This window comes from Glycomyces dulcitolivorans (genome assembly GCF_003265355.1).
Classification (GTDB): Bacteria; Actinomycetota; Actinomycetes; order Mycobacteriales; family Micromonosporaceae; genus Glycomyces; species Glycomyces dulcitolivorans.
On record NZ_QFRW01000073.1, the window covers coordinates 18,273 to 30,123 of the forward strand.

Below are 11,851 nucleotides of genomic sequence, written 5' to 3' on the forward strand. Positions count from 1 at the left end.
AACAGGGAAATGCGAGTGCCATCGGTGGTGAGCGCTGAGACCATGAAGTCGGGTCCTCAAGCCACGGAGGAGATCGAGTGCGGCAGGACCTTGCTCGGATCGATCGCGCCGTGAACCGATGCGAGGACGATCAATTGCAGATTGTTTTCGACGTCGAATCGCTCCCGCATCAGTTTCAGCAGGCGACGTAGGTGCGTGGCAGAACAGCCGAGCCATTCAGCGGCGACCTGATGGGACGGTGCCGCGATAATGCAGCTCAACAGTTCAGAATCCGTCTTGGAGAACAAAGGAGAGGGTCCTGGAGGGATGGGATTCACGATCAACCTCTGCACTGATTGTCGAGATGGGGGCATCGAAATACAGCCTATGTGATGTTTGTCCATCGTAGCATGTCGAACAGATACAGCGCTTGCCCAAATCGACCAGACTCGATGGCACGGCGACCCGGGCCGCCGACTGCGGCGGTCCGCGGCAGGCAGCGGTGAGCCTCCCACCAGTGTGTTCTTGGAGCATGTTCGGAATCGAACATGCTTGTTGACTGAACGTGATCATCTGGATAGTTTGATTGCAGCCGAGTGCCGCGGGCACCCAACTCGCAAGACGCCGACGGTGAGGAGGACCGCCGGTGACATCGCGAACCCCCATTGCTCACCCCGTCCGGATCGCATGGGGAGACTGGCTCGGCATCGGTGCCGAAGTCTCCTCGGCCGGTCCGCTTGCTCTCCCCAGACTTGATAGCACCGATTCAACCGTGATCTCCGATCGCGTGCTGAGGTGTGCTCGCAGGAGGACTGTTGCGCTCCCGGAAACTGAAGAACCTCGTCTTCACTTCGACCTTCGCCATGGCGACTGTGGTCGGTACGACCGCCGCGAACGCGGCTCCCGTCCAGTCCGAAGTGCCTCCCGCACCCCAAGTCTCCGCCGATTCGGATGACATCGGGATCACCGGGAACGGAGACGAGAACGGGTTCCACCTGATGACGGCCGACGCGGCGTCACCCGAGGCGTGGACCGAAGTCGCGATGCTGGTCGAACCCGGATTCGGCACCGACCGCTGGATCGGTCAGTACTGCGTCACCGACGACCGGAGCCACGCCGTGGTCGTCTATGCGCCACGCGAGTACACCAATGCGCCGGCAGGGATGTACGCAGGCGCGTTCGCGGCGGTTGTGGACTTGGAGACCGGTGCCGTGTCGAAACTCGACGAACGCACCAGCCTCGCCTACTACAACCCTTCCTGCGGCGAGGAGGGCGCCGTCCTCTCCGCGCTCATCGGGGACGACGGAGTGGCGCGCACGCGGATTCAGGAAGTCGACATCGAGAGCGCCGAGATCGAAGCGGTTGAAGTCGACGGGCAGCTGTCGTCTCCTGTCGCATACGGGGACGGCTTCGCCGCGGTGAGCGGTGGGCAGATCGTGGCCATCGACCGCGAGGGCGCCGCCGTACCGCTGCTCAGCACTGGTGCCGCCGCGTTCGACCTCAATGTCGACGCCGACGGCGGATTGGGCTTCCTGGTGCTCGACGGCGAAGCCACCGCGGCCGTGCGGTACGCGGACGGCGAGGCGACCGAGCTCGCGCGCGTTGTCACCGGCCAGATCGACCTCCACCGCAGTGCCGAGGGAGAGGTGCTCGTCAAAGGACTCGCCGATGCGGTGGAAGTCGAGGACCTTCCCGGGAGCTGGGGGACCGCTGACGTTCCGGTGGGGGTCGAACTCTCCAGCGACGGCGGTATGGCCGTGGTCGCATCCGAGCTGAACGCCGACGGATCGGTCGCCTTTGACGAGACCGCCGACCTGCTCGTCTACGACACCGCTGAAGGCAGCGCGGTCGAAGCGATCGTGCCACTCGACGCGACGACCGGCGCAGACGAGATCTCACCAGCACTCGCCGAGGAGCTCTCCCAAGACGCCGCATTCGGTGCTCTGGATGCCGAAGACCCCGCGACCGTACCCTGGGATCCCGACAGGTCCTGCGCGATGCCGCGCAACGACCCGAACCTGATGTCGTACCAGCCGAACGCGGCCCAGGTCGAGTGGGCGACCGATCTCGCGGTCCGGGGTGCCCTCACCCAGAGCCGCCCCGCCGACTGGAACAACCTCGGCCTGCCCGCCTTCGCCCCGCAGGTCCAGTTCCCTCCGGTCGCGCTGGACGGCGGCGGCACCGTTCCCGCACAGATCATGTTCGGGATCATCGCCCAGGAATCCAACGGCTGGCACGCCTCCAACCATGCCGCCGACGGATACTCGGGCAACATCCACCAAGGCGGCTTCTACGGCAACCGGACCGCCGACGGCGACACGCTCTGGGAGGTGAACTGGGACGATGTCGACTGCGGATACGGAATCGCACAGGTGACCACCGGCATGCACCGCGACGACACCGTGTACACCGAACTCCAGCAGCGGCTCATCACCGTCGACTACGCCTCCAACATCGCCGCAGGCCTCCAGATCCTCCAGGACAAGTGGAACCAGACCCGCGAGGCCGGATTGATCCTGGACGACGGCGACCCGACCTACCTCCAGAACTGGTGGTTCGCGCTGTGGGCCTACAACACGGGGTTCTACCCGGAGAGCGAGAAGGACCAGCACCATGGCCAATGGGGCGTCGGCTGGGCCAATAATCCGGCCAACCCCGTCTACATGCCGGGCCGCGACATGTTCTTGTTCACCCACGACATTCCCGACGACTGGGAGGGGCTCCCCGACAACTGGGACGCGGACTCCTTCGGGTACGGGAACTCCAAGCACCCGAATCTGTGGTCCTACCCCGAGCGTGTCATCGGCTTCTCCTTCGATCCGCTGCGGCGCTACGACTTCGGGACGGGCGAGTACCCTGCCGCGTACCTGAACGCCTCCGGCGTCACCGGTCTCGCCGCATTGCCCGAGTTCGGGGCGTTCTGCACTCCGTCCGGGAACAACTGCGACGTCGGCGGCGATTGGAACGAAGGCCTGTGCGAGGTCGAGACCGGCGACTGCCTCAAGACGGAACCCGGGCCTTGCGCCTACAGCCACCTCCACTGCTGGTGGCATCTTCCCGTCGACGCGAACATCTGCCCAAGTTACTGCGGCACCGAGCGATTGGAGTACGAGGCGGGAGATCCCGAGCCCGCCAGGCCGACCTACACCTCGTTCGCGCCGAACTGCGCTTCACCGAACGTCCCGAGCAGCGGCTACATCCGGGTGATCGACAGCGTCGCGGAGACCCAAGGCGGACCCAACTCATGCTCCGGCGCGCCGGTGTCGCAGTCCGGCACGTTCTCGTTCGAGTTCCCCGCGGCCGCAACGGACCCTCCGACCTACCCGTCGAAGATCGATCTCCACCAGATTGGCGGCGGCTACCGCGGCCACTTCTGGTTCACCCATACCCGCAACGAATCCCAACCGGCCATGGAGATCACTGGAACGTGGGAACTCGACACCGCCGACCGCATCGACGGCTGGGCGAAGGTCTACGTCCACATCCCCTCGCGCCAGTCGCACACCCAGCAGGCCCCGTACCAGGTCCACGGCACGACTCTGGGCACCCGGGACCGGTATTTGAACACCGTCATCCGCGCCAACACCTGGGTCGAGATCGGCGCGTACGAGTTCGACCCGGCCCAACCGCAGTCGGTCACCCTCTCGAACCAGACCGCGGACGGCCTCGGGCTTGACGGGATCACCTACGACGCGGTCGCCTTCGCGCCCCTGCCGGCCAAACCCAAGCACATGGTCGTCGCGATGGGTGACTCCTTCATCTCCGGCGAAGGCGCCGGGAACTACTACACCGAGACCGACCGCGACTACGGACTCCGCACGTGGAACGCCTGCCGGCGAAGCAAGGACGCCTGGCCGCGCGAGGTGGTACCACCCGGCTGGAACTACTCCTTCGGCGACAATGCCGACGTCAACAACAACGGCATCGACTTCCAGTTCGTCGCCTGTTCAGGGGCGAGAGCCACCGACTTCGACCGGTTCCCCGACTACTGGGAACCCGGAGGCGGTGACGATCGCCAAAGCGGCCAGTTCAACGAGTACCCGCAGCTCTACTCGGGTGTGCTCAGCGCCGACACCACGCTCGTGATGCTCTCCATCGGCGGCAACGACGCGAAATTCTCCGCACATGTCAACGAATGCGTCGACTTCCGCAACCCGAACTGCGCCACCGCCGAGAACGAGTCCCTCATGCAATCGGATGTGGAGTCGGCACTGGACGAGGTGGCCGACCTGCTGCCGCAGATCAGATCGCGTGCCCCGAACGCCGAGATCCTGCTCGTCGGATACCCGAGCCTGTTCTCGGACGACCCCTTCGAGCAGTGCTTCTACTCCGACGGCAAGATCACTGTCGATGACGCCGAGTCGATACTCCTCTACGACATGGCGCAGCAGCTGCGGACCGGCATGGTCAACATCGTCGACGGCCTCGACAGCGAGATCTCCTATGTATCCGCGATCGAATCCTTTGCAGGTCACGAGATCTGCAACGGAGACGACAATCCGCTGTACTTCAACACCGGGATATTCGAGACGACTGGACCAGGAGACTTCGGCGACTTCAGCAATCCGAGCAGAGAATCCATGCACCCCAACCTCCTCGGCGTAATAGACGGATACGTGCCCGCTGTCGAGAACGGGATGGTGATCGCCGGTGTCTGAGGACGACCGCAGCAGGTTCAGCTTCATGACATGCGGATGGATCGGCCTGATCTATGCCGCGGTCGTGTTCGCGGCGACACTGGCCTTCGTGATCTGGCTCTGGGTGAACCTGGATTTCCCCGACTGACCGAGATCCCGGCCGTACGGAGACGAGAACCGCGCGCCTCCGCCAACATCGCTCATTCGAAGGAAGGTCTCTATGCGACAACTGATCCGTATCGCCCTGGTCTCCTCCATGGCCATTGCAATGCTCTTCGCCACTGCGACCACCGCATCCGCCGGAACCGTCACCCACTCGTGGTCGGACAACCCCGAACTCTGCAACAGCAGCAGCTGCACCAGGAACGGGAACGTCGTCCGGGCCTGGCAGACCCTCGTGCTCAACAACGTCTACGGCGACTGCGGAAACGTCGGCTGCTACCCCACCTACGGCTGCTGGTTCGTGGACGGCGCGTTCGGCTCCAACACGGCCGCCGGAACCGAGGAGTACCAGGACCTCCTCGACGTGACCGCCGACGGATGGGTCGGCTCGAACACCTGGGGGGCCGTGTACGACCGGCTCGTCCGCTACCCGGCGAACGACTCCACCACGGTCCTCGGCTACTACGTGTCGGGAATGCACCCGGCATACGGGAGTCCGAGGACCTACTTCAAGCGCGACACCACCAACGGCTACTGGTACTTCCAGGACAGGTGCGACGGGGGCCTCTGGAAGGCGATGAGCTTCTAGCCCGGGTCGGCAGTAGGCGTACATCAACACACGCACTCGGAGGAATCCATGGATATCAAGGTCAAAGAAGCGCAGATCTGGGTGAACGACCTATGTGAAGGTGTCGCCGGATACATACCCTGTGATGAGGACGGCGTCGTCGGGCAGGGCACGATGCGGTCGCTCATCATGGGGCTCCAGCATGTCCTGTTCACCTCTGCGGAGTACCCCGCACAGGTCTCCGGAGTCTTCGGGCCGACGACGCTGTCGCTGCTCGAAGGCTGGGGCGACATCGGGATGTCGACGACCAGCCCCAACATCTGCAACCTGGTGCGGCACGGCCTGTGGTGCAAGGGGTACAGCGGCGGATACACGGACGGCGTGATCGATCAGGAAGTCGCGGACTCGATCTATGCACTCCGCGCCGACATAGGCGTGGTGTCCGGCAGCTTCGTCTCCCCGAAGGTCTTCAAGGCCCTTCTTACCACCGACCCGTATGAACTCGCCGACGGCGGCAACGACTGGCTTCGGCTGGCGCAGAAGCACCTCAACCTCAACTATGTGGACATCCCCGCATTCAGCATCTGCCCCACCGACGGACTGCCGTCCAGGAACTACCAGCAGTCGCTGATGATGGGAATCCAGGCGGAGATCGGCATCGCTCCGAGCCAGATCACCGGGCTCTTCGGCCCCGGAACACAGGCCGGGCTGAAAACGGCTCCCTTCCAGCTGTCGCAGACCAACTACAGCGCTCCCATCACCGCGCTGTTCGTCGCGGCCTGCCTCATGAACGAGGGCTACTTCGACGGGACGAAGTACACGATCGACTGGCGCATGCAATACACCCAGGAGGTCACGGATTTCGTCACTGGGTTCCAGAAGTTCTCGAAACTCGCAAATGCGAATGGCAGCGCTGACTTCGACACCTGGGCCCAACTTCTCGTGTCCTCCGGAAATCCCGATCGGCTCTACCGTCGCATCGCATCCGACTGCATCTCGGAGATCACGCCTTCACGCGGCGCTGCTCTCTACCGCGCCGGATACCGCACCGTCGGCCGCTACCTCGACGAGGACACCGAGCGCATCCCGGAGGAGGACTGGCTCTACAAGTGGATCCAGGACGGCGAACTCGAATCGATCTTCGGCGCGGGTCTGCACTGCTTTCCGATCTCCCAGTACTACGGCGGCGCCATCGGTGAGTTCACCTACGCGAACGGCGTGAACGAGGCCACCAAGGCGCACCTGAAAGCCGTCGAGTACGGCTTCGAGGCCGGCACCTGCATCTACTTCGCGGTCGACTACGACGCACTCGACTCCGAGGTCACCTCCAACATCCTCCCGTACTTCCGAGGAGTCCGCGAGGGGCTGCAATCCCAGGGCGGCAGGTACACCGCCGGGGTGTACGGATCCCGGAACGTCTGCATCCGGGTCTCGGCCGCCGGCCTCGCGAAGTGGTCCTTCGTCTCCGGGATGTCATGGGGGTTCTCGGGCAACCAGGGCTATCCGCTTCCTCCGAACTGGGTGTTCAACCAGATCAAGGAGGCGAACTTCGTCGTCAGCTCCTCGGATTCGTTCGGCCTCGACAGCAACATCGCCCGGTACGACTCCGTCCTCGGCGTGGACCACGTCCAGGTCGATACGAGCCGGGAGGAGTACCTCGACCGACTGGACGCGATCTACGATGCGATCTTCAGTGGCGGCTGGGTCGACCATTTCGATCCCGACTCGACGGACGACACCGGCCGGAACTGGAACGCGAACGTGCTGGCGCACTTCTATCTGAAGCAGTCGCAGTTCGGCGAGGCGCTGGACGGAGATCCTTCAGCTGGAGATGTCGATCGTGCCCTTCCGTTGCTGGACGTCAAGGGCTGGGTCGAGCACGCAATGGGCGTCTTCGGCAACGGACGATCAACCGCGGTGCAAGTCTTCGACGATCTGAACGTCAACTTTGCCAAGGCTTTCGCAGCCCTCAGCCCATTGACGGTGATGCGTACCGTGCCGATACCGTTCGGCGGCGAGCCGATGATCAGCACCCGGCGAGGACCGATCGGAGACATGGCGCGACTGTACAACCAATGGAGAAACCGACGCGGCGAATACCCGTCGGGATTCGACTTCTGCCAGCAGTACATGGGTCGGTTCGAGGTGCCCTCGTTCCTGACGGTCGCCGACTACATGGCGACGAACTACGGTCGCATGATCAGGTACCTCTCGATTCCGCCCGGCGATGAGAGCGCTGCGCGGCCCTTGTACAACGCCGCACTCCGGTCGGCTTGGGAGTACTCGCTCACCGACGCGATCGGCTACTTCGTCGGCGGGACCGCCGCGGAAATGACGGCGTCCCTCCGCGAGGAGTTCGTCGAGGTCAGTCAGATCGACAGCGATGCCACCGATGTCCATGACCTGTGGAGGAAGGAACTCCTCCTTGAGGTCGGGACGGCTCAGGGCCAGATCGACAAGCTTCCCCACAAACTTGCCTCGGCAGAGCTCGACGGGTTCGTCTCCGGATACGTCGACCGGATGATCGCGATGTCCAACGGTGATTTCTAACCCGATTCCCCTGCTGATCAGGAGTGACACATGAACAAGACAGCGCCGCTGACCGTGACCCGACGCGGACTGATCTACGGCGGACTGGCCGGCGGCGTTGCCGGTCTCTCCGGAGCAGCCCCTGCGTTCGCCGACCCGCCTACGGGGCTCGACGACTCCGGCCGGTGGGTCGGCAGGACCAGTGCGAACGGCTGGCCCATTCTCGGAAGCGCGGCCCCGGTTCAAGTCGAGGGCGTTGAAAACGCAGAGGTCGCTCTCGCCGAAGGACTGCCGCAGGTGGTGCTGACGCATTTCATCCGGCGCTACGCCTATGAACTCGCGGTCGAATTCGAGCCCGGAGACATTCTGGGGCACAGGGTATCTCCTGCGATTGACGCGCCGTTCGAATCGAACTACCTCTCGGGCACCGCGGTGGAGATCCGCCCAACGCTGTTCCCGATCGGTGCGGGGGACGGGCTCTTCCCCGCCGAGATCGCGATCATCGAGAACATCCTCGACGACTTCGGCGGTGTCATCGCCTGGGGCCAGCACCTGGATCCGGCGAAGGACTCGCACTTCGAGATCGCGGTCGCGCCGACGAGCTCCGGTCTGGCCGAGGACATCGGGGAAGCGGTGGCGCCGGATCCCAAGAACTCCCGGTCATTCGGACTCAGTCTCACCCGCCGTGAAGAAGCCATCATCGCATCGAGCTAGATCCACAACTTGCACAGGGGGGCCGCGCTGTACGGCGCGGGCCCCCTCCCGTTGCTGCGCAGGCCCTTCAGGGCCGCGGGTCAGTCGCCTCCGGGGCCTCCGGGGCCGCCGGTGGTCTCGTCGCCGGTGGGCTCCTCCTCGTAACCGGAGCCGTCGGAGACGAGGATGTACACGGGGGCGCCGCCCGGAGCGGAGCCGGATGGGGAGGTCCCGAAGGCCTCGCCCTCCTTGCAGTCGGAGGCGAATTGGCCGCCCGCGATGGAGGCGTCGAACCCGGCGTTCGCGACGCGGGAGCGGGCCTCGTCGGCGTCCATGCAGTCGACGGAGGGGATCGAGGTGAGGTTCTTGCCGTTGACCATGTCGTCGGTGGGCTTGGGCCAGCCCTCCTCGTCGAGGTCCTTGACGGCCTTCTTGAGGATCCACACGCCGACCTCCTTCACCGAGCCCTTGAGCGACTCACTGGCGACATCGGACCGGAAGGTCGCGTCGGTGTCGCCCACGAAGGTCGCGGTGGTGGCGTTGGGGGTCGAGCCGATGAACCAGTAGGAGCGGTCGGACTCGGCGGTACCGGTCTTGCCGAACAGCGGCCGGTCGAACCCGCCGGTGTAGGCGGCGGCGGTGCCGTTGCCCGAGCACTGGGTGCCCTCGGCGTTCTGGCCGACGACGCAGCGCCCGGCGCTGACGGCCGCGTACGCGACCTCTTCGGAGAACGCCTGGTCGCACTGCGGCGCAGCAGCTTCGGTCCACTCTTCGCCGGTCGCGTCGATGACCTGCATGACCGGCAGCGGGTTGCAGTGGACGCCGCCTGCGGCGACCGTCGCGTAGGCCTCCGCCATGTCGAGGGGCGTCGTCGGGTCCATGCCGAGTGTGAAGGAGCCGTAGTCGTCGACGTTGCCGTTCTCCTCAGCGGCGACCACGCCGCCGGGGGAGTAGAAGGAGATGCCGGCACGCTTGGCCGCGTCGTACGCCTTGCCGGTGCCGACCATCTCCTGGAGTTGTACGAACCCGGTGTTCGAGGAGCGGCCGAACATGCTCCAGAGGTTCAGCGGCGCCGACGCTGAGATGGAGTTCTTGGGGCACCAGACGTCCCGTCCTCCGCGGGAGCAGGTAACGTCCGGGTCCGCGTCGCTGCCCGCCGGGTACTGCGAGATGTACTGGGACGGATTGGGGATCGTGGTGCGCAGCGGCCAGCCCTCTTCGAGCGCGGCCAGCAGGGTGAACATCTTGAACGTCGAGCCTGCGGGGTAGCCGGTGACCTCGCTGTTGCCCGACAGCAGCGGGATCGTGGTGTTCGGGTAGTTCGAGGGTTTTGAGTCGTCGCCGTCGGTCCGTGGACCGTTGTCGGTCTGGTCGAGGCTGTAGACGCGGTTGACGGCCATGGCCCTGATATGGCCCGTCCCCGGGGTGATGGTCACCGATCCGAGGGTGGCGGGGTCGTCCACGTCGACTTCGTCGGCGAGGCGCTCGGTCGCGGCGTTCTGGAGGTCGGCGTCGAGCGAGGTGACGATCTTGAAGCCGCCGCGCTTGAGCAGGGAGATGCGGTCGCGCTCGGTCTCGCCGAAGACGGCCTGGCTGCCCCACCACTCCTTGAAGTAGTCGCAGAAGAAGCCCCAGTTGGCGGTGGCGACGTCGACGCACTCGCTGCGGACGGGCCGCGGGTCCAGGCCCAGCGGCTGCTCCTTGGCGGCGTCGGCCTCGGCCTGGGTGATCGAGCCGAGGGAGGCCATGCGGTCGAGGATCCAGTTGCGGCGCTCGATGATCTGCTGGTCGTCGCCCTCGCCGTCGAGGAGGCCGTCGGCGTAGGAGGGGAACTTCGGCAGCGACGCGAGGGTCGCGGCCTCCCACAGTTCGAGGTCGATGGGGGCCTTGTTGAAGTAGGCCCAGGACCCGGCGTTGACGCCGTACGCCTGGTTGCCGAGGTAGATCACGTTCAGGTAGCCCTCAAGGATGTCCTCTTTGGACATGGACTCCTCGATCGCCATGGCGTACCGGGCCTCGCGGAGCTTGCGCTCGTAGGTGTCCTCGGACGCGGCGATGACCTCGTCGATGGTTGAAGCCGAGTAGATCAGGGTATTGCGGACGAACTGCATGGTGAGCGTCGATGCGCCCTGCGAGTCGCCGCCCTGGTTCGCGACCGCGGCCCGGATGATGCCGGCCCAGTCGACCCCGTTGTGCTCGTAGAACTTCGAGTCCTCGGCGGCGAGCAGTGCCTCGACCATGAGCGGGGAGACGTCGGTGAGGGCGACTTCCCGGCGGTTCTCCTCATAGAAGGAGGTGATGAGCGTCTCGCCGTCCGATGCGTACACATAGGACGTCTGCGGGAGCGTGGGCTGGGTGAGCTCCGTCGGCAGCGACTCGAACGATTGAATGCTGTTCTCGGCGGCCATGCCGAAGAGTCCCGCGAGGGGGAAGGCGGCCGCGGCTGCGAGGATCCCGGCCAGGATGCCGCAGACGAGCAGGGCTACGGCATCCCCGAGGGGACTGCGGTCGCGTTTCAAGGTCTCCACCGCCTCAGATTAGAACGGACGTCGGGAAGCGCGGGGACTGCCGGGCACTTGTGCTGAGCAAGGCCGCGGGAACCGGAGTGAACGGCGCCCGAGAGTGGTACGCCGCGAACGCGGATCGAGGGTGCCCCCGTATTGGAATCGTTATTATCGCGAGTCGCATTCGCATGGCGAACCGTAGGGGTGATGCCGTCCCATGGAGTCCGATTTTCGTCTCGGAGAGTAGTCAAACACTTACAAGAGGTGTAGGGTCCGTTCTGACGGCGACGTTGTGTGATCGAGAGGTCACTCGACTGTAGTCGTCGGGGGGTATGAAGGGTAGATCTCACGGGGAGGTCATGCAGATATGGGACTGCTGATCGACTGGACGACCAAGGCGCTTTGTCAGGATGGTGATCCTGACGCCTTGTTCGTTCAAGGGGCCGAGCAGAACAATGCGAAGAAGGTATGCCGGGGATGTCCAGTCCGGCTTGAATGCCTCGCAGACGCACTCGACAATCGCATCGAGTTCGGAGTCTGGGGCGGCATGACCGAACGGGAGCGGCGGGCGCTGCTGCGCAAGCACGCCGACGTCCGTTCATGGAGGGCGATCTTCGAAGTCGCCCTTGAGGAGGAGCAGCGCAACGCTCGCAGGAGCAGCCGGCGCCGGATACCGGTGAACATCAACTTCTGACCGGCAGGCCGCCCAATGGCGGCCACGACACGCTTACGGGCCCGGACGGCATCGCCGTCCGGGCCCGTTCACGTCCGCGCCCCTG

General features: G+C 64.8%; 8 protein-coding genes. 6 read left to right on the forward strand and 2 right to left on the reverse strand.

The window, feature by feature from the left end:
• Positions 1-56 precede the first annotated feature (56 nt).
• Positions 57-287: a hypothetical protein gene (locus DI269_RS26810; RefSeq protein ID WP_157974787.1), complete on the reverse strand. Its 231-nt coding sequence runs from the start codon at positions 285-287 to the stop codon at positions 57-59.
• A 507-nt stretch (positions 288-794) separates the two neighbouring features.
• On the opposite strand from DI269_RS26810, the gene DI269_RS06050 reads away from it, so the two are divergent.
• From DI269_RS06050 to DI269_RS26815, 5 genes are all read left to right on the forward strand, one after another.
• Complete coding sequence (locus DI269_RS06050) at positions 795-4,637, forward strand: golvesin C-terminal-like domain-containing protein (protein ID WP_112134210.1); 3,843 nt, start codon at positions 795-797, stop codon at positions 4,635-4,637.
• Positions 4,630-4,764, forward strand: coding sequence for a hypothetical protein (locus DI269_RS28575; RefSeq protein ID WP_269814141.1), 135 nt, complete (start codon positions 4,630-4,632; stop codon positions 4,762-4,764). Before DI269_RS06050 ends, DI269_RS28575 begins: the two co-directional genes overlap by 8 nt.
• Before the next feature lie 72 nt (positions 4,765-4,836).
• Positions 4,837-5,367 (forward strand): peptidoglycan-binding domain-containing protein, encoded by a 531-nt coding sequence (locus tag DI269_RS06055; protein WP_157974788.1) that lies wholly within the window; start codon positions 4,837-4,839, stop codon positions 5,365-5,367.
• 48 nt (positions 5,368-5,415) lie between these two features.
• Positions 5,416-7,896 (forward strand): glycoside hydrolase domain-containing protein, encoded by a 2,481-nt coding sequence (locus tag DI269_RS06060; RefSeq protein ID WP_112134212.1) that lies wholly within the window; start codon positions 5,416-5,418, stop codon positions 7,894-7,896.
• 30 nt (positions 7,897-7,926) lie between these two features.
• Positions 7,927-8,589 (forward strand): hypothetical protein, encoded by a 663-nt coding sequence (locus DI269_RS26815; RefSeq protein WP_157974789.1) that lies wholly within the window; start codon positions 7,927-7,929, stop codon positions 8,587-8,589.
• A gap of 80 nt (positions 8,590-8,669) precedes the next feature.
• Here the strand turns inward: DI269_RS26815 and DI269_RS06070 are convergent, their stop codons facing one another.
• A complete protein-coding gene (locus DI269_RS06070; protein ID WP_112134214.1) occupies positions 8,670-11,096 on the reverse strand; it encodes a penicillin-binding protein in 2,427 nt (808 codons plus the stop codon).
• A gap of 343 nt (positions 11,097-11,439) precedes the next feature.
• On the opposite strand from DI269_RS06070, the gene DI269_RS06075 reads away from it, so the two are divergent.
• Positions 11,440-11,766, forward strand: coding sequence for a WhiB family transcriptional regulator (locus DI269_RS06075; protein ID WP_112134215.1), 327 nt, complete (start codon positions 11,440-11,442; stop codon positions 11,764-11,766).
• Positions 11,767-11,851 lie beyond the last annotated feature (85 nt).